Origin of the sequence: Capnocytophaga sp. H2931, from assembly GCF_002302535.1 — a bacterium.
Classification (GTDB): domain Bacteria; phylum Bacteroidota; class Bacteroidia; order Flavobacteriales; family Flavobacteriaceae; genus Capnocytophaga; species Capnocytophaga canis.
The window spans coordinates 978,283-1,000,024 of the sequence record NZ_CP022381.1 but is presented as its reverse complement, the minus strand read 5'-3'; the positions used below and the strand labels follow the sequence as shown (position 1 = coordinate 1,000,024).

At 35.5% G+C, this 21,742-nt stretch carries 19 protein-coding genes; 10 read left to right on the top strand and 9 right to left on the bottom strand.

What is annotated here, in order from left to right; translation table 11 throughout:
• The first annotated feature begins 40 nt into the window (after positions 1-40).
• The 5 genes from CGC52_RS04250 to CGC52_RS04230 are packed head-to-tail and all read left to right on the top strand — an operon-like array spanning position 41 to position 6,932.
• Positions 41-3,109, top strand: coding sequence for a TAT-variant-translocated molybdopterin oxidoreductase (locus CGC52_RS04250; protein WP_095893524.1), 3,069 nt, complete (start codon positions 41-43; stop codon positions 3,107-3,109).
• Between the two features lie 37 nt (positions 3,110-3,146).
• Positions 3,147-4,541 (top strand): NrfD/PsrC family molybdoenzyme membrane anchor subunit, encoded by a 1,395-nt coding sequence (gene nrfD / locus CGC52_RS04245; protein ID WP_042008345.1) that lies wholly within the window; start codon positions 3,147-3,149, stop codon positions 4,539-4,541.
• 5 nt (positions 4,542-4,546) lie between these two features.
• Positions 4,547-5,071 (top strand): DUF3341 domain-containing protein, encoded by a 525-nt coding sequence (locus CGC52_RS04240; protein ID WP_095893523.1) that lies wholly within the window; start codon positions 4,547-4,549, stop codon positions 5,069-5,071.
• A gap of 5 nt (positions 5,072-5,076) precedes the next feature.
• Complete coding sequence (locus tag CGC52_RS04235) at positions 5,077-5,634, top strand: cytochrome c (RefSeq protein WP_042008350.1); 558 nt, start codon at positions 5,077-5,079, stop codon at positions 5,632-5,634.
• 26 nt (positions 5,635-5,660) lie between these two features.
• On the top strand, positions 5,661-6,932 hold the full coding sequence (locus tag CGC52_RS04230; protein WP_095893522.1) for a quinol:cytochrome C oxidoreductase: 1,272 nt from the start codon (positions 5,661-5,663) through the stop codon (positions 6,930-6,932).
• Positions 6,933-7,015: 83 nt separating this feature from the next.
• Here the strand turns inward: CGC52_RS04230 and CGC52_RS04225 are convergent, their stop codons facing one another.
• Positions 7,016-7,594, bottom strand: coding sequence for an ACP phosphodiesterase (locus tag CGC52_RS04225; RefSeq protein WP_095893521.1), 579 nt, complete (start codon positions 7,592-7,594; stop codon positions 7,016-7,018).
• 242 nt (positions 7,595-7,836) lie between these two features.
• Here CGC52_RS04225 and CGC52_RS04220 point away from each other — a divergent pair, with 242 nt between their 5' ends.
• The 4 genes from CGC52_RS04220 to CGC52_RS04205 all read left to right on the top strand — a co-directional run bounded on the left by CGC52_RS04220 (position 7,837) and on the right by CGC52_RS04205 (position 10,574).
• Positions 7,837-8,520, top strand: a complete 684-nt coding sequence (locus CGC52_RS04220; RefSeq protein ID WP_369800745.1) for a GH25 family lysozyme — start codon at positions 7,837-7,839, stop codon at positions 8,518-8,520.
• Positions 8,521-8,732: 212 nt separating this feature from the next.
• Positions 8,733-9,125 carry a 30S ribosome-binding factor RbfA gene (rbfA, locus tag CGC52_RS04215; protein ID WP_042008359.1) on the top strand — a complete coding sequence of 131 codons (393 nt, stop codon included), beginning with the start codon at positions 8,733-8,735 and terminating at the stop codon, positions 9,123-9,125.
• A 36-nt stretch (positions 9,126-9,161) separates the two neighbouring features.
• A complete protein-coding gene (locus CGC52_RS04210) occupies positions 9,162-10,319 on the top strand; it encodes an ABC transporter permease (protein ID WP_042008361.1) in 1,158 nt (385 codons plus the stop codon).
• 12 nt (positions 10,320-10,331) lie between these two features.
• Positions 10,332-10,574, top strand: coding sequence for a uroporphyrinogen decarboxylase (locus tag CGC52_RS04205; protein ID WP_042008363.1), 243 nt, complete (start codon positions 10,332-10,334; stop codon positions 10,572-10,574).
• Positions 10,575-10,635: 61 nt separating this feature from the next.
• On the opposite strand, the gene CGC52_RS04200 is transcribed toward CGC52_RS04205, so the two are convergent.
• The 7 genes from CGC52_RS04200 to CGC52_RS04170 form a co-directional block, all read right to left on the bottom strand.
• Complete coding sequence (locus tag CGC52_RS04200) at positions 10,636-11,187, bottom strand: thioredoxin fold domain-containing protein (protein ID WP_042344287.1); 552 nt, start codon at positions 11,185-11,187, stop codon at positions 10,636-10,638.
• An 85-nt stretch (positions 11,188-11,272) separates the two neighbouring features.
• Positions 11,273-12,628 (bottom strand): sigma-54 dependent transcriptional regulator, encoded by a 1,356-nt coding sequence (locus tag CGC52_RS04195; protein ID WP_042346005.1) that lies wholly within the window; start codon positions 12,626-12,628, stop codon positions 11,273-11,275.
• 628 nt (positions 12,629-13,256) lie between these two features.
• Positions 13,257-13,970, bottom strand: coding sequence for a 3'-5' exonuclease (locus CGC52_RS04190; RefSeq protein ID WP_095894445.1), 714 nt, complete (start codon positions 13,968-13,970; stop codon positions 13,257-13,259).
• Entirely contained in the window at positions 13,960-15,111 is a 1,152-nt protein-coding gene (locus tag CGC52_RS04185; RefSeq protein WP_095894446.1) for a serine hydrolase, read from the bottom strand. Before CGC52_RS04185 ends, CGC52_RS04190 begins: the two co-directional genes overlap by 11 nt.
• Before the next feature lie 98 nt (positions 15,112-15,209).
• Positions 15,210-16,985 (bottom strand): excinuclease ABC subunit UvrC, encoded by a 1,776-nt coding sequence (uvrC, locus tag CGC52_RS04180; protein ID WP_095893519.1) that lies wholly within the window; start codon positions 16,983-16,985, stop codon positions 15,210-15,212.
• A gap of 93 nt (positions 16,986-17,078) precedes the next feature.
• Positions 17,079-17,558, bottom strand: coding sequence for a 6,7-dimethyl-8-ribityllumazine synthase (ribH, locus tag CGC52_RS04175; RefSeq protein WP_095893518.1), 480 nt, complete (start codon positions 17,556-17,558; stop codon positions 17,079-17,081).
• A gap of 112 nt (positions 17,559-17,670) precedes the next feature.
• Entirely contained in the window at positions 17,671-18,459 is a 789-nt protein-coding gene (locus CGC52_RS04170) for a tol-pal system YbgF family protein (RefSeq protein ID WP_042008376.1), read from the bottom strand.
• Positions 18,460-18,729: 270 nt separating this feature from the next.
• On the opposite strand from CGC52_RS04170, the gene CGC52_RS04165 reads away from it, so the two are divergent.
• Positions 18,730-20,664 (top strand): LTA synthase family protein, encoded by a 1,935-nt coding sequence (locus CGC52_RS04165; protein ID WP_232751838.1) that lies wholly within the window; start codon positions 18,730-18,732, stop codon positions 20,662-20,664.
• Between the two features lie 182 nt (positions 20,665-20,846).
• Here the strand turns inward: CGC52_RS04165 and CGC52_RS04160 are convergent, their stop codons facing one another.
• Entirely contained in the window at positions 20,847-21,164 is a 318-nt protein-coding gene (locus CGC52_RS04160; RefSeq protein ID WP_095893517.1) for a hypothetical protein, read from the bottom strand.
• Positions 21,165-21,742 lie beyond the last annotated feature (578 nt).

Below are 21,742 nucleotides of genomic sequence, written 5' to 3'. Positions count from 1 at the left end.
ATTATTTTTTAAAGAGTTAAATTTCAGAATATAACTAACTATGGCATCAAACAAAAAATACTGGAAAAGTGTAGAAGAACTTAATGAGAATTCAGTCATAGATACACTGAAACAGAATGAGTTTGTCGAAGAAATCCCAGTAGATGAGTTTTTAGGAGATAAGGCTACCTTAGAGTCCTCATCCACAACCCGTCGTGATTTCTTGAAATATGTAGGTTTCACTACGGCAGCTGCTACTTTAGCAGCTTGTGAAGGGCCTGTTCACAAAGCAGTTCCTTATGTTGTGTTACCCGAACAAATTCGTCCAGGAGTAGCTGACTACTATGCTACGGCAATTGCTGACGGATATGATTTCGCAAGTGTACTTGTGAAAACCCGTGAAGGAAGACCTATTTTAATTGAACATAATAAAGAAGCAAACTCTCATTGTGAGGCAAATGCTCGTGTGATTGCTTCGGTATTGAGCCTGTATGACAATCTCCGTGTAAAAAATCCAATTGCAAAAGGAGGTTCGGCTGTATCTTGGAATGATTTAGATGCAGAGGCTATGAAAGCCTTGGAGAAAGCAGTGCAAGAGGAGAAGCAAATTGTCGTATTCAGTCATACTTTAGCAAGTCCTTCAACCTATAAGTTAATTGAAAATCTCAAAGAAAAATATCCTACCGTGAAATTGGTGGAGTATGATGCCATTTCAGAAGAAGCTACTCTAAACGCATTTCAAAAAAAATATGGAGTTCGTGCAATGGCGGACTATGACTTTACAAAAGCAGACGTAATTGTTTCTTTTGGAGCTGATTTTATCGCTGATTGGCAAGGAGGAGGTTTTGAGGGAGCGTATGCCCAAAAGCGTATCCCAAAAAATGGGAAAATGTCAAGACACATTCAGTTTGAGTCAAATATGACTTTAACAGGAGCGAATGCTGACAAACGAGTACCTTTGACTCCTTCACAACAAAAAGTTGCATTAGCGAAATTCTATGGTTATTTAACTGGGATTTCTGTATCAGGAAATTTAGATGCTAAAGTAGAAGAGCAGGTTAAAAAGGCTGCTGAACAAGTGAAAAGAGCTGGAACAAGAGCCGTAGTAGTTTCAGGTATTCAAGACGAAAATGCTCAATTGCTAGTATTGGATATTAACGAAAGATTACAAAGCGTAGCTTTCAACACAAAGAACCCTATCAACGTTCGCAAGGGAAGTCTTGTGGCTTTGAAAGAATTGATAGCTGATATGAACAGTGGAAAAGTAGGGGTTCTGATTATCAATAATTTAAATCCATTATACACTTTGCCTAACGCAGCAGAGTTTGAAACAGCTCTACAAAAGGTAGCTTTTTCAGTGTCTTTTTCAATGAAAGCAGATGAAACGGCAATTAAAACAAATTATATAGCTGCAGCACCTCACTATCTCGAGTCTTGGGGAGATGTTGAATTCAAAAAAGGATACTATGGTTTAACACAACCAACAATCCGCCCTCTGTTTGACACACGTCAATTACAGGATGCATTGTTAAAATGGTCTGGATCAGACAAAACATACTACGATTTTATTAAAGAAAATTGGACAGCTTCCATTTTGGGTGAAGCTAAATGGAACAAAGCTTTACATGATGGAGTATTTGTTTCAGCTAAAGAAGAATTAGCAGTAAGTAATGAGGTTTCTGTGAATGAAGCACTTAACTCGTTGGCAAAAACTTCGACCAATGGGTTTGAATTGACTTTGTACTCAAAAATAGGAATTGGAGACGGACAACAAGCTAATAACCCTTGGTTACAAGAGTTACCAGATCCGATCACGAGAACTACGTGGGACAACTACTTAACCATGTCATCCTATGATGCTAAAGAATTAGGCATTAAAAACTGGCACGTAGCTACCGGAGCTTTAGACGGGAACTACGCGGAGATTACTGTAAATGGAATTACGCTGAAGGTTCCTGTACTTATTCAACCAGGACAAGCGAGAGGTTCTGTTGGTTTAGCATTTGGCTACGGGAAAAAAGAAGCTATGAAAAAAGAGATGCAAGTGGGAGTTAATGCTTACCCACTGTATCAGAACTTCGATAATGTACAAAGTGTAACCATCAAAAATATTGGAGGGACGCATGAATTTGCTTGTGTTCAGTTGCACAATACCCTTATGGGACGTGGGGATGTTTTGAAGGAAACTACTTTAGAAGAGTTTAACACGAAAGATGCGAAAGAGTGGAATGTAAAACCAGTGGTGTCATTAGATCACAAAGAGGTATTAGCTTCCAGCGTTTCTCTTTGGGAAACTTTCGATCGTTCCTCAGGGCATCACTTCAATCTATCGATTGATCTAAACGCTTGTACGGGCTGTGGAGCGTGTGTGATAGCTTGTCATGCAGAAAATAACGTTCCAGTAGTTGGGAAAGAAGAAATGAGACGTTCGCGAGATATGCACTGGTTGCGTATTGACCGATACTACTCTTCGGCTGATACATTCAAAGGCGATTTGGAGACCAAGGCGGGTATTAGCGGATTGAGTGCTGCTTTGACAACTTACGGCGAAATGGAAGACCCAGCTGAAAATCCGCAAGTAGCGTTCCAACCTGTTATGTGTCAGCATTGTAATAACGCTCCATGTGAAACGGTATGTCCAGTAGCTGCAACCTCACACGGTCGTCAAGGACAAAATCACATGGCATATAATCGTTGTGTGGGAACACGTTACTGTGCTAACAACTGTCCTTATAAAGTACGACGTTTCAACTGGTTCTTATACAGCAATAACGATGAGTTCGACTTCAACATGAATAACGATTTGGGTAAAATGGTATTGAATCCAGATGTAACGGTTCGTTCACGTGGGGTTATGGAAAAATGTTCATTCTGTATCCAACAGACTCAGGCTGTTATCTTGAAAGCTAAAAATGAGGGTCGTGCAGTTCGTGAAGGAGAGTTCAATAACGCTTGTGCTTGTTCAGCAGCCTGTGGAACAGGAGCTATGGTATTTGGTGATATCAACGAGAAAAATAGCGAAATCGCTAAATTGATAACCGACGACAGAGCGTATCATTTGTTGGAACACATCGGGACACGTCCGAATGTGGTGTACCAAGTGAAAGTAAGAAATACGAACGAAGCATAAAAATAATTTAATAACTAAGAAATAATATAATAAGGATATGGCGTCGCATTATGAAGCACCTATACGAAAACCCTTAGTAACAGGCGATAAATCGTATCACGATGTTACGGTAGATATCGCCCGTCCAGTAGAGGGTAAAGCGAACAGGTTATGGTGGATTGTATTTTCCATTTCATTAGTAGCTTTCCTTTGGGGGTTGGGAAGTATGATTTATACAGTATCAGTAGGTATTGGTACTTGGGGATTAAATAAAACAATCGGTTGGGCTTGGGATATTACCAACTTCGTTTGGTGGGTTGGTATAGGACACGCAGGAACCTTGATTTCTGCTGTGTTGTTGCTTTTCCGCCAAAAATGGAGAATGGCTGTAAACCGCTCTGCCGAAGCAATGACTATTTTCTCTGTAGTTCAGGCGGGACTCTTTCCAATTATTCACATGGGAAGACCTTGGTTGGCTTACTGGGTAATGCCAATTCCAAACCAGTTTGGGTCGCTATGGGTAAACTTTAACTCTCCGCTTTTGTGGGACGTATTCGCGATTTCTACCTATCTTTCGGTATCGTTGGTATTCTGGTGGACAGGTCTGCTTCCTGATTTTGCCATGTTGCGTGACCGTGCCGTAAAACCTTTCCAGAAAAAGATTTACAGTTTAGTAAGTTTTGGTTGGAGTGGACGTGCTAAGGATTGGCAACGTTTTGAAGAGGTTTCTCTTGTTTTGGCAGGTTTGGCAACTCCGTTGGTACTTTCCGTACACACCATCGTATCGTTTGACTTTGCTACCTCGGTAATTCCAGGTTGGCATACTACTATCTTCCCGCCTTACTTCGTTGCTGGGGCAATCTTTTCAGGTTTTGCGATGGTAAATACGCTTTTGATTATCATGCGTAAAGTATGTAATTTTGAAGATTACATCACCATTCAACATATTGAATTGATGAACATCGTAATTATGATTACAGGTTCTATCGTAGGATGTGCATACATCACGGAGTTATTCGTAGCGTGGTACTCAGGTGTAGAGTATGAGCAATACGCTTTCTTGAACCGTGCTACAGGACCTTACGCTTGGGCTTACTGGTTGATGATGGGATGTAACGTATTTTCTCCACAGTTCATGTGGTTCAAAAAATTGAGAAGAAGCATTATGTTCTCGTTCATCATTTCGCTTGTGGTAAACGTAGGAATGTGGTTTGAGCGTTTCGTGATTATAGTAACATCTTTGCATAGAGATTATTTGCCTTCATCTTGGACAATGTTCTCACCTACCTTCGTTGATATTGGAATTTATATCGGAACTATTGGATTCTTCTTCGTGTTGTTCTTGTTGTATGCACGAACATTCCCAGTGATTGCACAGGCTGAGGTAAAATCAATCTTGAAATCATCTGGCGAGAAATATAAAAAACTAAGAGATAACGACCCTAATCATTAATCATCATGAGTAAGAAAGTAGTACAAGCATTATATAATGATGATGATATTTTAATGGCAGCTGTAAAAACAGTTCGTTCTAAAAATCATCAGATTTCGGAAATATATACTCCATTTCCTGTTCACGGATTGGACAAAGCCATGGGGTTAGCTCCTACGCGATTAGCGATAGCTTCGTTCATTTACGGATGTATAGGGTTAGCTGTAGCTACCTTGATGGTTAATTATATCATGATCGAAGATTGGCCACAGGATATTGGAGGAAAACCAAGTATGACATTTTTACAAAATATGCCTTCTTTTGTTCCTGTCATGTTTGAGATGACGGTATTTTTTGCAGCTCACTTGATGGTAATTACTTTCTTTTTGCGAAGTAAATTATGGCCATTTAAAGAAGCAGAAAACCCTGATGTAAGAACTACTGACGACCATTTTTTGATGGAAATCGCAGTAACTGAAAACAATGTAAGTGAAGTAACAACTCTATTGAAGGAAACAGGAGCTGTTGAAATTAAAATAGCAGAAAAATAGGAGATATGAAAAATATAGTTAAAATAGCTTTATTCAGCAGTGTATCTTTACTTTTAGTATCTTGCTTTAACAAACGCGAGCCGAACTATCAATTTATGCCGAATATGTATGAAAGTGTTGGATATGAGACTTATCAACAATCACCGGCATTTAAGGACAGTATGCAAGCTCAACTACCTGTAGCAGGTACCATCAAAAGAGGATGGCAACCGTATGAGTACGCGGACACACCAGCGGATTTGTTACTTGCAAAAGAAGAACTGAAAAGCCCATTAGTAGCTGATACAGAAAACCTTGAACAAGGTAAGTTTTTGTATGACATCTATTGTGCTGTTTGCCATGGTGAGAAAGGTGACGGAAAAGGAATTTTGGTTGAAAGAGGTAAATTTGGAGGAGTGCCAAGTTATGCCGATAAGAATCGTGTTATTACACCAGGCGGAACGTATCACGTCATTTATTATGGGCTGAATGCTATGGGTTCGTATGCCTCACAAATCAATGAAAAAGAACGTTGGCAAGTGGCGTTGTACGTAGAAAAACTACGTGATGAGTTAGTAAAATAATTTCCTAAAAGAAAGATATTTAGATTATGTATACATTTTCAAATAAATTAAGACTTACAGCAATTGTCCTTATCATCATTGGGATTATTGGAATTGGAGTTGGATTTTTCACAGCACCCAAAACTGTAGAAGACGTTAAAACCATGGAACAAGCTCATCATTCTGACGCTCACGATGATGCTCACCACGATGATGCTCATTATGAACATGTGTTACATCAATTGCAGAACAAGCCTTGGGCTGCGGTTTATGTGGCGGCCTTGTTTTTCATGTTGATTTCTTTGGGAGTATTGGCTTTCTATGCAATCAATCGTGTGGCACAAGCAGGTTGGTCACCTGTGCTTTTTAGAGTCATGGAAGGAATCACAGCATACTTATTTCCTGGAGTGGTTATTGTTTTTACCTTATTGGTACTTTCAGGGATGCATTTCAACCATCTTTTTATATGGATGGATGAAACAGTGGTGGCTCACGATGCTCTTCTACAGGGTAAACAAGGCTATTTGAACGTGCCTTTCTTCTTGGGGAGAGCCGCGTTTTATATGTTAGGTTGGGTAGGCTACCGTTATATTTCGAGACGTTTGTCGATAGCTGAGGACACAGCAACCACTAATCGTCCTTTTGTTAAAAATTTCAAATGGGCAGCTGGATTCTTGGTGTTTTTCTTGGTTACCGAATCGATGATGTCTTGGGATTGGATTATGAGTGTTGATCCGCACTGGTTCAGTACTTTGTTCGGATGGTATGTGTTTGCAAGTTTCTTTGTATCAGGGATTACAGTCATCGCAATGATTACAATCTATTTGAAAAGTCGTGGTTTTTTACCTCATGTGAATAGTAGTCATCTGCATGATTTGACTAAGTTTATGTTCGGTTTGTCAATTTTTTGGACATACTTGTGGTTTTCTCAGTTTCTATTACTTTGGTATTCCAACATTCCAGAAGAGGTGACTTATTATGTTTCAAGAATTAGAGATTATAAAGTGTTATTCTTTGGAATGTTACTGTTGAATTTCATTTTGCCTTTGTTGGTGTTAGTTAATACAGATTACAAACGTATCAGCAAATTGGTTTTCGCTATGGGAATTGTAATTTTGGTAGGACACTACGTTGATTTTTACGTAATGATTATGCCGGCTACTGTTGGAGATCAATGGAGCATAGGAATTACTGAGATTTCCGCTGTATTATTCTTTTTAGGGTTGTTTATCTTTGTGGTGTTCACTGCATTATCCAAGTATCCGTTGTTGCCAAAAGGCAATCCGTTTATTGAAGAAAGCAAGCATTATCACTATTAGGATTCATAGTTACATTTTTAATATTTACTCAATAAGCTATCCGAAATAAGATTTGGGTAGCTTTTTGGTTTTTGAAATGGTGACTATAGTTGGTGTACTATAAATTTACGGATATCCTCAAAGAAAGAAAAAAATTCACTTTCAAATACGGATTCGTGTTCAATAAGGGGTTTGATTGCATATTGCATATTCGATTTAAATCCAGTTCGTCTGTCCATTTGGTAGAGAATCTTTTCCATGCCCTCTAATGAAGCATATGCTAAGAGCCAATTATCTTTAATCATATGTTGCATTATAAAAATAGTATGTTCATTCAATTTACTTTTCTCACATTCAAGGAGTTCATAAAATTGTTGAACATAGTTTTCTAGGCGGATGTCGGAATACAAGTTCCAGTTTTTTGCTAGAAAATAATCGTAAAAAACATCTGTAATCACTCCTGAATAATGTCCAAATTCAGGGACTAATCGTTTTCGGCTACTTCGAAAAGTGGGGTTAGTGTCAGTGAAAGTGTCTATTTGCCGATGTAATAAAATACCTTTTTGTATCGGTTCAGGGAAAGAAAGATACTGCTTTCCACGAACGGTATCCGCCATAAAATTTCCAATTTTTACTAAGTTGTCTTCTTCTCCCGATAAATAGATGTGTGCCAAAAAATTCATAGTCAACCTATTTTCTGGCAAAAATATAAAATACGTAGGAATTTATCTATATTTGCAATAATGATAGTTTATGAAAAATGAGGAAACGAAAAAGACAACATACCGCTAAGAAGAGAAAAGAATTTTCATGGAATAAGTTCCTCGTTGTATTTATTCTTTTTTTTAGTTTGCTAATTGGAGGGTTTCTTTATGTAAGAAAATATTATCCTGCACATTATCAACGAATATTAAATAAAGTTTTTTTGTCAAAAACGAATATAGATTATGAAAATAAGCGTATAGAACGGATTTCGTACAATTATAGAACCAAAACTTTTGGGATTGATTTATCCCATTACCAAGAACGAAATGATATTGTTTGGGACAGTTTATATTTGGAGCGAGGAAATATCCCTTTGAAATTCGCTATCTTTCGAGCCACAATGGGAAATAATACACGAGATAAAAATTTTCATTATTTTTGGGAACAAGCAAGAAAACAGAAGTTAGTGCGAGGAGCTTACCATTTTTATCGTCCTGATGAAGATCCTGTTCAACAAGCAACCTCTTATTTGCAAACGATAACATTGGAAAAAGGGGATTTTCTACCCATTTTAGATATTGAAAAACTGCCAAAGAAGAAAAAAGTAAAGCAATATCTTCAAGATATTCAAGTTTGGTTGGATATTGTTGAAAAAAAATACGGCCGAAAACCTATAATTTACACTTACATTAGTTTTTATAATGACTATTTACATGATAAATTCAAAAACTATCCTCTTTGGATAGCCAATTACAATAATGTACTCACCCCGACACATGTTCATAATTGGAAAATGTGGCAATTTACAGAAAATGGGATTACTCCAGGTTCTAAAGTGAAAATAGATTTGAATATCTACAATGGAAGCGAAGAACAGATGCAAGAACTTCTGATTCAGAAATAATGTTTTGATTGACGGTTCAATCAGCGTTATTGTCTTCCAATTAATGAATCTATATCCCAGCAAAACTCATATTATTGATTATATAAGAATAGACTCTCTGTAAATAACTAAATTATTGATTTTTTCAGAAAATAGTTCAGGTTGCGAAATAACAAGAGAACTTTTACCATAGGAGTCATCTTTTTGAACGAAAAAAACATTATCTTTGCCAAATGGAAAATAATAGACAAAAGAAAATAGCAGGGATTATTCAAGAGGAGCTTGCCAAAGTGTTACAGCAGTCTATTCGAGATGCAGGGCAACACAATTTAATTATATCGGTAACAAAAGTAAGTGTTACAGTTGATTTGTCGGTTGCTAAAGTTTATCTGAGTGTCTTTCCTGAGTCTAAAGCGGAGGATATCTTAAAAGGGACTATTTCAAATACATCTTTGATTAAGCACGAATTGTCGCAAATCACTAAAAACCAATTCCGACGTATGCCTGATTTGCTTTTCTATATAGACGATTCATTGCAATATATAGAAGGAATTGAAAAATCACTCAAAGGCGAAGAGAATCCTATTGAAAATCGTGAATTACTTTATAAACGTAAAAAATCATAGCCTTTGAAGGCAGTTTTTTACATAGCTAAACGCTACATGGTAGCAAAGAGTTCGCAAAATGTCATCAACATCATTAATCGTATTACGGCATTGGTGGTGGTACTTGGTGCGGTGTCTCTTTTCGTTGTTTTAGCAGGGTTTGCAGGATTGAAAAATTTTACACTTTCATTTTCTTCCATTTTTGATCCTGATCTAAAAATATTTCCCAAGACTGGAAAATACATCACTTTTTCTGATGAAGTAGCAAATAAATTATCAGACACTGATGAAGTTGCTTTTTTTAGTAGTATACTTGAAGAGCAAGTTTTTTTAAATCATAAACAGAAAAATCATATAGCCTATATCAAAGGAGTTGATGAACATTACCCGTTGGTGTGTGATGTTGATAGTATTTTGGTTTTAGGTAATTGGGAGATTCAAGCTCCTAATGTAGTAGTTGGAGCAACGATTTTTAACACCTTAGGATTAGGGTTTGTTGATACATCATCGCCTTTGCAAATTGTAGTTCCAAAGTCGGGTAGAGGAAGTATTACCCAAGAGGTAAAGCCTTATCGAGAATCGTTTGTAGTCGTTGCAGGAGTTTATCAACTTACCGAAGAATTAGATAAAAAATATGTCTTTTCATCACTTACCGAAGCTCAACAAATCCTAGGACTATCCTCTGACCAAGTTTCAGCTATTGAAATCCGCCTAGCGTCACATGTTTCTGAAAAAGAGGTAATTGAAAAAATTTACCAGATTTTTGGAGACACCGTAATCGTGAAAAATAGGATGCAACTCAATGATGCTCTTTATCGAATGTTAAACACAGAAAATATTGCTATTTATCTGATTTTTATATTAGTACTAATCATAGCATTATTCAATTTGGCAGGAGCTATTATCATGATGATTCTTGATAAAAGGAAGGATTTACATACACTGTATGCGTTAGGAATGAATGTTTCCCAAATGCGACAACTTTTCTTTTTGCAAGGAACGATGACTTCGGTTATCGGATCTTTTTTGGGAATAATTATTGGGATGTTGATTGTGTTTCTGCAACAGCAATTTCAGTTCGTTACTATTGGCGTTGGTTTGCCTTATCCTGTTGAAATAGAGTGGATTAATGTGTTTTTGGTTTTCTTTACTATAGTAATTCTTGGGGTGTTAGCTTCGTGGATAGCTTCTTCAAGAGTACGATTACAACATTAAAAAAAGGAGAAAATGAGTTGGTATGATTTTATAGGTTATGCGGCGTCACTTTTTGTAGTGGGTAGTTTTTTGATAAAAGATAATATCATCTACATACGCCTTACCAATTTGATAGGGTGTGTTCTTTTTGTGATTTATGGTGTCTTGATTAATAATATTCCTATTATTTTACCTAATGCGTTTTTGATGTTGGTACAAATATATTTTATTTTCTTGAAAAAAAAAGATAAAAAAAAACAGTCCTGTGATAAATAAAAAAAGGTCGTCTAATTTTTTAGACGGCCTCTCTCTGTCTTAAAGTCTATGAAATAGATATTTATTCCTTAAATGTTCCTTTAAAGTTTGACTGATATTCTTGAAAGTCAGCTCTTGTTTTTATGTTTTTATAGTCGTTATTGGCAACTAATTTTAAGAAAATTTCCAATTGAGTAGCAGGCATACCTCCTTGTACAGGCAAGATATACTCTCCGTTATCATCAAAAAATATCATTGTTGGGTAAGCATTCACTTGAAGGTAACCAGCAAAAGAGTGTTGGCTATTTCTTGTTTGAGCTTTCGAAGCATCGTATCCTTGATTTTCAAACTTTTGACCTTTGTAATTTACAACGTCATTTCCTTCAGCATTGAATTTAACAGCATAGAAGTTTTTGTTCATATACTCAACCAAGTCTTTGTTTTTAAACGTTGTTTTATCTAAATATTTACAGGGGCCACACCAATTTGTGTATACATCTACAAATATTTTTTTAGGATTTTTTTTCTGAGCTGCTAAAGCCTCGTCAAAACTCATCCAGTTAATTTCCTGAGCCGAAATAGTAGCCAATGTTCCCACCATTAGGGCAACTATTGCAAAAATTCTTTTTGTCATGATTGTTAAATATTAATTTTTATAGGTTTGAGACATCAAAAATAATGCCAAAATTGAGTGTTTTTAATCGTTGATTTTTAATGTTTTACAAATTTATCCCGTATGCTTTTAATTTATTATACAAGGTTTTTCGAGTGATGTTCAGAAGTTTTGCTGCTTCTGTCTTGTTGTAATCAACTTCTTTCAAAGCGTTGATAATCAAATCTTTTTCATTATCTTTAGTTGAAAAAGAAATTTTTTGTATGGAAGGAACTCTTGATGAGTTTATGATACTTTCAGGCAAATCATTCTCGGTAATATAGCTGCCTTGAGCAAGTAATGTTGCTCGTTTGATAGCGTTTGACAATTCTCGTAAATTTCCATGCCAAGAGTAAGAAAACATATGTTGAACGGCCATTTTTGTAAATCCTAATATGTTTTTATGTAATTTTTGATTTGCTAAATCCAAAAAATAAGACGCAAAAATCATCAAATCGTCTTTGCGTTCCTGTAATGAAGGTACTTTTATTGAAAATTCATTCAATCTATGATACAAATCTTCACGAAACTGTCCTTTTTCAACTGCTATAAGTAAATCTTCGTTGGTAGCCGCCAATACACGTATGTTTACATCAATTTCCTTAGAGCTCCCTATGGGTTTAATTTTCCGTTCTTGCAACGCTCTTAGCAATTGTATTTGATTTTCATAGCTTAGGTTGCCTACCTCATCTAAGAAAATTGTTCCTCCATTAGCCTCTTCAAAATGCCCTTTTTTATCTGAAATAGCTCCTGTAAATGAACCTTTTACGTGTCCAAAAAACTCACTTGACGCAATTTCTTTGGGAATTGCTCCACAATCAACAGCGATGAAGGGTTTACTGGCACGTTCACTTTTCATGTGTATTGATTTAGCTACTACTTCCTTACCTGTGCCACTCTCTCCAGTAATCAAAACAGACATGTCAGTTGGAGCAACTAAACGGATAAAATCGTTTAATTTTTTAGATGCAACACTGATACCTTCTACAAAAAGTTTTTGCTTTATCTTTTCGGAAGGAAGAACATCTTTATTTTCTGGTTTTGAAGTATTTTTAATCTGGAAAGAAGCTGATTTTTTGGCATTTGTAATTACATTAAGAACATCTTCACGTTGAAAGGGTTTCGAAATATAGTCAAAGGCTCCCAATTTCATTGCCTCAACAGCTGTCGAAACTTCGGCATAACTGGTCATTACAACCACAGGAATCTGTGGATATTTTTCTTTTACTTCTTTTAACAAAAGAATACCATCTCCGTCAGGAAGTCGCAAGTCGGTAAAAATCATACCCAACGAAGAGTCAAGCATTGTTAAAGCCTCTTCCAGCGTAGAACTTTCAACAATGTCATAGCCGTTTCTTTCTAAAAATCGAGACAGCATTTTTGAAAATGTAATGTCATCTTCTACTAAAAGTATCTTGTTCATTTACAGCGGTTTAAATTACACTATCTTTCTTCAAACCACAAAGTTACTATTTTTTGGTCAAAAAACGCTAAGCAAAGGTCAAAAAAACGAAAAGGTTCCTTCTTTCGAAGGAACCCTCTCAACAATGCATATAAATACTACTACTAACTCCTGATTTAATTCTTGATTAAATTATCAAACTTGAAAAAGCTTTTTTCATAAATTTTTGTTTGTAACAAGTTCGATAAAATCAATGTTTTGAAAAAAGTAATCTAGATGTTTTTTGATGATACATCTATGTGTAATTTAATATTTATTCAATAATTTCCCAACTATTGGTTTTAATGATAATTTTTATCTAACAATGTTTCTTATAGCAATTTTAAGTAATTCGTTTTTTTCGTTTGTGAACTAATCTTGATAGCAATAAATTTAATATGCATAAACATCATCTCTCATGGTATTGTTCGTACTTTATATTCTTCATGTTTACGTTCATTATATAGAAAATACTGTGCCAAAAAGGAGTGTAGTAAATCTTACTTTTGTAAATATCTAAAAATAAGTGTTTTATATTAAAGAGTGTAATTTTAACAATACACATAAGTGTGTAAAAAATGTAAAAGTGTAGCTTAAAAATGTGTATTTTTTACACAAATAAAATTTCATCTTCGTCTAACAGTTCTTCATTACGGAAACGAAGTAGAATTTGAGCCACTGTTACGGTATCTTTTTGGCAATAGTTAGCAATGCGGTCGATGTCTTTCTCTTTATAGAAAACTTCACGTACTTGGCTACCATCAATGTCATCTTTCGGGGATGGGATTCCCAAAATGTGAGTGAGTAGTTTCAAAGAGGTGAAATGCTTGTAGTCTCCAAACTTCCAAAGTTCGAGTGTATCTAAGTGTGGAACTTCCCAAGGCTTCTTACCAAATAGCTGTAATTTAGCTGGTATTGGTAATCTGTTGATAATCATTCGTCTTAAGATGTACGGAAAGTCAAATTCCTTGCCGTTATGAGCACATAAAACGTGGTTAGGACGTGAAAAATGTGATTCAATTAGCTGAGCAAAATCTTTTAAAATGCGTATTTCATCACCGATAAAAGAGGTTACGCGAAAGGTACGTTGCTGGTTCCGGAAGGAAAAGAATCCAACAGAAATACAAACAATTCTTCCAAATTCAGCCCAAATACCTGCACGGTCATAGAATTCCTCAGCACTGAATTCCTCTTTTCGAGAGTATTTCGTTTTTTCTTCCCATAGTTGTTGTGTCTCTTCGCTGAGTTCTTGGTAGCTTTCGAACAGAGGTACTGTCTCTATATCAAGAAATAAAATATCTTCTAATGGTATCTTATTGAGCATTTTGTAACATTTTATAGGCTTGATCAATGTATCCATAGATATCATCAGTAAAAGGATCTCCGAGTTTATCCTCTCCTTTTAGATGCCCCAGGCGTACGATTATGATTTTATCTTCGGGTTGCATGATTACATATTGTCCTAGATGTCCTCGCATCATAAAGAAATTTTTTCCATTTCGACTGAGTAACCACATTCCATAGCCATATTCTGGGCTTTCCGTAAATCTGGGTTGAATGGACTTCGCTACAAAAGAAGAATCAAGAAGTTGATTACCATTCCATTTGCCGTAATTCAGATAAAGTTTTCCCATACGGGCAAAATCACGAGCATTGGAAGCTATGCAGCAATAGGCTTTTTCTAAGCCTTTTTCCTCGCTATCAATTTGCCAAAAAGCATCATATTCGCATCCTAAAGGTTGCCAAAAGGTTTCTGAAAGATAGTTAGTTAGTTTTTTTCCTGTTGCTTTTTCCAGAACCATTGCTAAAAGTTGTGTGTTTCCACTTTGGTAAACGTATTTTTGTCCTGGTTCTTCTACAATCTTAACTTTTTCTAAAATGATTTTGCGAAGATCTTTATCATAATAAGCCTGTGTGGTTACAGAAAAAGCGTTGTAATACGATTCATCCCAATTGGAGCCTGAAGCCATGGAACTCAAATCACCCACTGTGAGGTCAGCTGCTAATCCAGTTGAAAACTCTGGAAAAAAATCACCTACTCGCTGATTCAAACTTTTGATGTACCCTTGCATAATAGCTTTTCCAAGCATTGCTGAAACATAAGTTTTAGCCATTGAAAATGAGTTACTAAGAGTTTTATGGCTATTGTCGTCAAAATATTGTTCATGCCACACACTGTCATTTTTGATAATCATGAAAGCGGTGGTGTGATATTTACCATGTAAAGCATCTAACTCCTCTGTGGAAGCGACCTCGTTATAATTTTTGTGAATATTCCAAGCCTGTGGTTTGCCACGCTGAATAGTACGGTTATCAAAATAAGTAAAATCCGACAGAAATGCCGTACGATGCCCACTACCATAAACCACACGAACAGCAGTGAAAACATAGCCATATCCCATAGCATAGAAGACTGTAATGGTAATGGCAATCAATAAAAGAAGTGCAATTAAAAACTTTTTCATAATCTCAATGGTTGATGCTTCACAAAGGTACAAAAAAAAATATGTACGAAGAGTATTTTGCATAAAGAATACTGATTTGTAGTTGAGGATGTTGTAATTTACCTAAAATACTCCCATACTTTTTTAGCACGATATCCAATCACAGCTTGTAAGTCCTCTAAAGAGGCTTCCTTAATTCGTTTTACCGATTTAAAATGTTTCAGTAAAGACTCTTTAGTCTTGTCGCCGATACCTTCAATATTATCCAATTCTGATACAATGGCTACTTTGCTACGCTTCTGTCGGTGAAATGTAATTCCAAATCGATGTGCCTCGTTGCGAAGTTGTTGGATTAGCTTTAAAGATTCAGATTTTTTGTCTAAATAGAGAGGAATGCTATCTTCAGGGAAATAAATCTCTTCCAAACGCTTAGCAATACCAATAATGGCTATCTTTCCCCGTAGATCTAAACTTTCTAACGATTTCAATGCCGATGACAATTGTCCTTTCCCTCCATCGATGATGATGAGTTGGGGCAGGGGTTCATTTTCTTCTAACAAACGTTTATAGCGACGATATACCACTTCTTCCATAGAAGCAAAATCATTTGGGCCTTCTACTGTTTTGATATTGAAATGGCGATAGTCTTTTTTGCTTGGTTTCCCATTTCTAAATACTACACAAGCTGCTACTGGGTTTGTTCCCTGAATGTTGGAATTGTCGAAACACTCTATGTGAATAGGAGGTTCCGATAGATGTAAATCTCGTTGTAATTGTGATAAAATTCGGTTTGTATGTCTTTCAGGATCAGCGATTTTAACTTGCTTAAAACGTTCTTGTCGGAAGTGTTTAGCATTGCGTAGAGACAGTTCCAACAACTGATGTTTTTCTCCTAATTTAGGAATAGTTAATTGCAAATTATTAGGTAGAGTTACTTCGAAAGGTGTGATAATTTCTTTGGAATTAGAGAAAAATCGCTCTCGGATATCCACAATGGCAAATTCCAGCAGTTCTCGGTCGGTTTCTTCCAATTTTTTCTTGATTTCGATAGTATGAGCTCTTACAATAGCACCATAGGCCACCTGTAGAAAGTTTACATAACCATATTCTTCATCCGAAACAATAGAAAAAACGTCTATATTGTTGATTTTTGAGCTTACAATAGTCGATTTAGCTTGATAGTTAGTCAAAATATCAATTTTTTCTTTGATTTGTTGAGCTTCCTCAAAACGTAAATCCGTCGCAAGTGATACCATTTCTTTTTTAAATCGTGCTAAGGCATCTTTGAAGTTTCCTTTTAAAATCTCGATAATTTCACTGATATTTTGCAGGTAATTTTCCTCTGATTGCAATCCTTCACAAGCTCCCTTACAGTTCTTAATGTGATACTCTAAACACACTTTAAATTTCTGATTTTGAATATTTTGTTCTGATAAATCGTAGGAACAATTACGCAGAGGATAAAGTTCTTTAATAAGTTCTAATAGTGTTCGGACGGTTTTTATGCTAGTATAAGGTCCAAAATAAAGCGAACCATCCTTGATCATTTTGCGCGTTTGGAAAACACGAGGAAATCGCTCTTTTTTAACACATATCCACGGATAACTCTTATCGTCTTTGAGAAGAATGTTGTAGCGAGGTTGATATTTTTTTATGAGGTTATTCTCCAAAAGCAAGGCGTCGCTTTCGGTGGCTACGACAATGTGTTCAATGCGAACAATTTTTTTTACCAAAACCCGTGTTTTTTCTGATTCATGTTTTTTTTGAAAGTAAGAAGATACCCGTTTTTTGAGATTAATTGCTTTGCCAACGTAAATCAACGAGTCCGATTTGTCGTAAAATTGATAGACTCCTGGTTTGGATGGCAAGGTTTGTAGCGTAAGTTCAATGGACATGCATATTATCTTTTTGAAACTCTATATCATCATAGCCAATACTCAATTCTCTCTTAATCACTAGCAACTTGAAGACTCGTTGCTTATGGTTCACTACCCCAACGTTACCATTTTAATGGCAGCGATGGCAGCTTCTACTCCCTTATTACCGTGTTTTCCTCCACTTCGGTCTAAGGATTGTTGCATATTGTTATCAGTGAGTACACAGAAAATAACAGGTATGTTTTCGGAAACATTCAATTGTGCAATCCCTTGTGTAACTCCTTGACAAACAAAATCAAAATGTTTAGTTTCTCCTTGAATGACACAACCAATCGCGATGATAGCGTCTACCCTTTGGGTTTTAATCATCTTTTTACTTCCGTAGATAAGTTCAAAACTCCCCGGTACTTCCCAACACAAAATATTTTCTTCCAAAGCACCACAATCTTTAAGGGTGTCAATGGCTCCTTTTTTTAACCCAAAAGTTACTTGCTCATTCCATTCGGAAGTAACGATACCAAACCGATAGTTTGCTACATTGGGAATTTTCGTTTTGTCGTATTGTGATAAATTTTTGTTTTCTGTTGCCATAATGTATTGTATTTAAAAGACACACCCACCATTTGTTCTAAGAAAATGGCAGGTGTGGAATCATATAAATTTATAAACTATGAAGAAATTTTATCTTTTCTTATAGTGACGCTTAATTGCTTATTTTACCAATAAGAATGTCGATAGTACGAGCTTCTTCGGAAGTTGGGTACTCATCTTTGATTTGCTCGAAAAGTTTACCAGCCTCTTTATTGTCGTTCAATAACATAGCTGTTATTCCAGCTTTTTTCAAATACATCGGTTTAGTAAATTCGTTATCACTATGAGTATATGCTTTTTTATAGAAATTCAATGCTTCCTGATTGTTTTTCAACTGTGAATAGGCATCACCAATGTTCCCTAAGGCTAAAACTCCCATCACATCGTCAGGTGAATCGAATTTTTTTAAATGGTCAATAGCTTTTTGGTATTCACCTTTATGCATGTAAGCCATTCCAGCTCCATATTGCGACAAATTAGCAGCCTTTGTACCGCTATACTCTTGGATGATTTCTAAGAAGCCGTACTTCCCTTTACCTCCTTCCAATGAAAGTGTGAAAAGCGAATCTTTTGCACGATCGTCAGTAGCGTTTAATGCTTCATTGAAAAATTCATTCGCGAAAAAGAATTCGTTTGCTCCTTCTTTCTCTTTTGGAGCAGAAACAAATTGTTGATATAACAGGACTCCCAAACCTACCACAGCTACAGCGACTAACACTCCAAGGATGGTTTTTTGATTTTTTTGTACCCAAGCCTCTGTTTTTGAAGCTCCTGCATCAAGACTGTCAAAAACCTCAGCCGTAGTACTCTCTTGGTGAAGTTGCTCTTCCTCAAGTTCGTCTAACTCATCTATCTTCTTTTTTCTATTAGGTCTGTTGTTTCTTTTTTTATAAACTGCCATGTCTTTTTTGATTAAAAGTTTGGCAAAAATAAAACTTTTATTTGTATTTGAAAAATGGTTTGACAAAAAAATATAAAAAATAACGAATTAACAATTATTCGTTTTGGAGTAATAGTTCCATTGTTCTGGTTAATAGTTTGTAAATCAGTGTTTTTAGAATATATTTTTGTTAAGATAAAAATATATTTTACTTTTGTAGGATATTTTCCACAGAATTCTAAAATACATAGCGTTATGACATTAGGCGGTATTTAATTCAAATTATCTTTTATGAATAAATTTATCCGAATCACCGAATATCTTGTTTTTTTGTACCGACTTTCCTTGGTATTCTTGTTCTATTTTGTAGCTCGACTTCTGTTCATAGCATTTAATATTGACGTTATAGATGGATATAACTTTCTGGCAGTGAGTAGGTTATTTGCGTATGGAATCCAATTCGACACTACAGCGATTCTTTATGTAAATTTATTGTTTATTCTATTGAGCATTTTTCCTCTGTGGGTAAACACTCGAAAGGGATACCAAAAAATGGTTTTTTGGGTGTATTTTATTCCAAATACTATAGCTTATGCGACTAATTTTGTGGATATGATTTATTATCCATTTAGTAAATCACGATTGACTACAGCTTCTTTTGCAGTGATTGAAAATGAACAAAATAAAACCGCTTTGTTTTTTACCTTTGTGGGGATGTATTGGTATGTTTTTCTAATATTTATCGCTCTGATTTTCTGTTGGATGTATTTTTACAAACGAATCAAAGTTCGTGAGAGTACGATTCATCCATTACCATATGTTTTTGGTTCGTTGGTGGGGTTAGCGGGTATAGGTACGCTGGTTCTGGCAGGGATTCGTGGAGGAACGCTCTCCCATTCATCGCGTCCGATAAATATTGTTGATGCTAGTCGATATGTGTCGGTCTCAGCTCATGCGGATGTTATCCTAAACACACCTTTCACACTTATCCGAACTATAGGAAAAAATAAGGGATTCAGAACCTATGATTTTGTATCAGAAGACTATATAGCGGAACATATCAAGCCTGTAAAGTTGTATTACCGAGAGGTAAAAAATAAACCTAATGTAGTTCTTTTTATTTTGGAAAGTTTTGGTCGAGAATATTGGGGATGTATGAACAAGGATAGAAATATCCCCGATTACAAGTCATACACTCCCTTTTTAGATTCTTTAGCACAGCATTCAATGGTTTTCGACAATGCGTATGCCAACGGTCGTCAGTCTATTCACGGAATGTCGTCTATCTATGGAGGAATACCGACCTTGCAAGTGGCATACACCTCATCGCCTTATGCTCAACAGCCTACACAATCACTGGTTTCAATCGCCAACGAATTAGGATACAACACCTCGTTTTTCCACTCAGCTCCCAACGGCTCAATGGGGTTTTTAGGGTTTTCCAACATACTTGGTTTTCAGCACTACTACGGCAAAACAGAGTATGGCAATGATGTTGATTTTGATGGAGTTTGGGGCATTTGGGATGAACCTTTTTTTCAATTTATGAATACTGTTCTTAGTCAAAAACAACAACCTTTTTTTGGGTCGATATTTACCGTTTCATCCCACCATCCTTTTAAAGTGCCTCAGCAGTACGAAGGTAAGTTCGATAAAGGAAATCTGGAAATTCACCAATGCGTTCAGTACACGGACCATGCGTTGAAGAAATTCTTTGAAAATGCTAAAAAACAATCTTGGTTTCAAAACACTATTTTCGTGTTTACGAACGACCATGGCAATCAAACGTATTACGACCTGTACAAACAACCTATTACTAAAATGGGTTCTCCAATAATGTTCTATAGTCCTAACGAAGAGTTTGTTACCATAGGAAAATCATCGGAAATTGCACAGCAAATCGACATCTATCCATCGTTGGTAGATCTAATGGGTTACAATAAGCCATTTCGTTCATGGGGGCGTAGTTTGTTTGCTGAAGCTAACGAAACACCACGAGCCTATATTTCTGATACACATGTCTATAGCTTGATGCAAGGTAGTTACATTTATGTAATGAATCAAGACGGAACGATGAACGGCATTTACGAACGTGAAGATGAAGGGTTGAAAAACAACTTGTTAGGAAAAGAAAATAATCCCGAAACAGAAAAAGGAATCCGTGATTTACAGGCTTTTATTCAAGATTATATGGATAGGGTAATTCACAAAAAGTTGGAAAATTAACTAAAAAATCACTGTAAAAATTCCTTGTCTGCATTAAGTTTTCGTGATTGCCTGATAATATGATTTTTCCTCCGTCTAAAATACATATTTCATCGGCTACTTTTTGAAGAGAATGCAGTCGATATGAGATAAAACTATCATAGTTTCTTTTTTGATTTTTTGTCGGTCATTAGTTATTAGAATTACTTACTTTGCTTTTTATATATCTTTCGCTTTTGGCTCATCAAACAAAAATAGCTTCCCATTATTACGAATATAAAAAACTTTTCCACTTCGTCATAACTTATAAAATAAGCAGCAGCTAATAAAGAAACAAATCCGAATACACCAAAGGAAATTTTTTGTGCATTTTGTTTTTCGAATGATATTGCAAACAAGGACAAGCAACCCATAGAAGCAAGTGCAAATGCTATCTTAGTTATAAATTCATACTCACTTAAGATAAAAACTACAGAAATTAATCCTATACACAGTAATAAATAGTTTAATAAACTTTTCATAGTAAAAAAATTGAGTCATACTTATATTATCAATCCAAAATAATACTAAAAACAAACACTATAACTAATTGATTAACAGGTGTATGTTTATGTTTTTTTTCGGATAACTACACTTTGTTTAAATCTAATTATCTCATTTTCGTTTTTTTTCGTTACAACATATAAAAATCAAATAGCTAATATAAAATCAATTAGCTCTGTCGTTTTATTTATTTTTCTCTTCTTTTATAATTTTAAAAATCAGAGCAAAAATAATTACCAATGCTGGTACAAGAAAAACATCTCTTACTATGGTTGTTTCCAAAATTTCGTTTGTTAGAACAATAAGAGATATTATTATAAGCAAACCTACCAATATTAAACCCAATTTCATATATTTCATAATACCACAATATGTTTATTAATAATATTTATCCAACATTAATCTGTGGAGCCTTTTCTATGGATACCATTTTATTTAAGTCTAATTGCTTTATTTCTTGTTTTTTTTATACATATTTATAAATATAGTACACAAAAGAGGGATTAATCCTAAAACTACAATAAAATTCAACCCTTTCCCCAAACCATTATTTGTT

What these genes read in the sequence shown, in the direction of transcription:
- CGC52_RS04165 (WP_232751838.1), top strand. Translation starts at nt 18,730, where the DNA reads ATGAATAAATTTATCCGAATCACCGAATATCTTGTTTTTTTGTACCGA.
- ribH (WP_095893518.1), bottom strand. Translation starts at nt 17,558, where the DNA reads ATGGCAACAGAAAACAAAAATTTATCACAATACGACAAAACGAAAATT.
- rbfA (WP_042008359.1), top strand. Translation starts at nt 8,733, where the DNA reads ATGGAAAATAATAGACAAAAGAAAATAGCAGGGATTATTCAAGAGGAG.
- CGC52_RS04210 (WP_042008361.1), top strand. Translation starts at nt 9,162, where the DNA reads ATGGTAGCAAAGAGTTCGCAAAATGTCATCAACATCATTAATCGTATT.
- CGC52_RS04190 (WP_095894445.1), bottom strand. Translation starts at nt 13,970, where the DNA reads ATGCTCAATAAGATACCATTAGAAGATATTTTATTTCTTGATATAGAG.
- CGC52_RS04200 (WP_042344287.1), bottom strand. Translation starts at nt 11,187, where the DNA reads ATGACAAAAAGAATTTTTGCAATAGTTGCCCTAATGGTGGGAACATTG.
- CGC52_RS04205 (WP_042008363.1), top strand. Translation starts at nt 10,332, where the DNA reads ATGAGTTGGTATGATTTTATAGGTTATGCGGCGTCACTTTTTGTAGTG.
- CGC52_RS04195 (WP_042346005.1), bottom strand. Translation starts at nt 12,628, where the DNA reads ATGAACAAGATACTTTTAGTAGAAGATGACATTACATTTTCAAAAATG.
- uvrC (WP_095893519.1), bottom strand. Translation starts at nt 16,985, where the DNA reads ATGTCCATTGAACTTACGCTACAAACCTTGCCATCCAAACCAGGAGTC.
- CGC52_RS04160 (WP_095893517.1), bottom strand. Translation starts at nt 21,164, where the DNA reads ATGAAAAGTTTATTAAACTATTTATTACTGTGTATAGGATTAATTTCT.
- nrfD (WP_042008345.1), top strand. Translation starts at nt 3,147, where the DNA reads ATGGCGTCGCATTATGAAGCACCTATACGAAAACCCTTAGTAACAGGC.
- CGC52_RS04235 (WP_042008350.1), top strand. Translation starts at nt 5,077, where the DNA reads ATGAAAAATATAGTTAAAATAGCTTTATTCAGCAGTGTATCTTTACTT.
- CGC52_RS04185 (WP_095894446.1), bottom strand. Translation starts at nt 15,111, where the DNA reads ATGAAAAAGTTTTTAATTGCACTTCTTTTATTGATTGCCATTACCATT.
- CGC52_RS04240 (WP_095893523.1), top strand. Translation starts at nt 4,547, where the DNA reads ATGAGTAAGAAAGTAGTACAAGCATTATATAATGATGATGATATTTTA.
- CGC52_RS04230 (WP_095893522.1), top strand. Translation starts at nt 5,661, where the DNA reads ATGTATACATTTTCAAATAAATTAAGACTTACAGCAATTGTCCTTATC.
- CGC52_RS04225 (WP_095893521.1), bottom strand. Translation starts at nt 7,594, where the DNA reads ATGAATTTTTTGGCACACATCTATTTATCGGGAGAAGAAGACAACTTA.
- CGC52_RS04170 (WP_042008376.1), bottom strand. Translation starts at nt 18,459, where the DNA reads ATGGCAGTTTATAAAAAAAGAAACAACAGACCTAATAGAAAAAAGAAG.
- CGC52_RS04250 (WP_095893524.1), top strand. Translation starts at nt 41, where the DNA reads ATGGCATCAAACAAAAAATACTGGAAAAGTGTAGAAGAACTTAATGAG.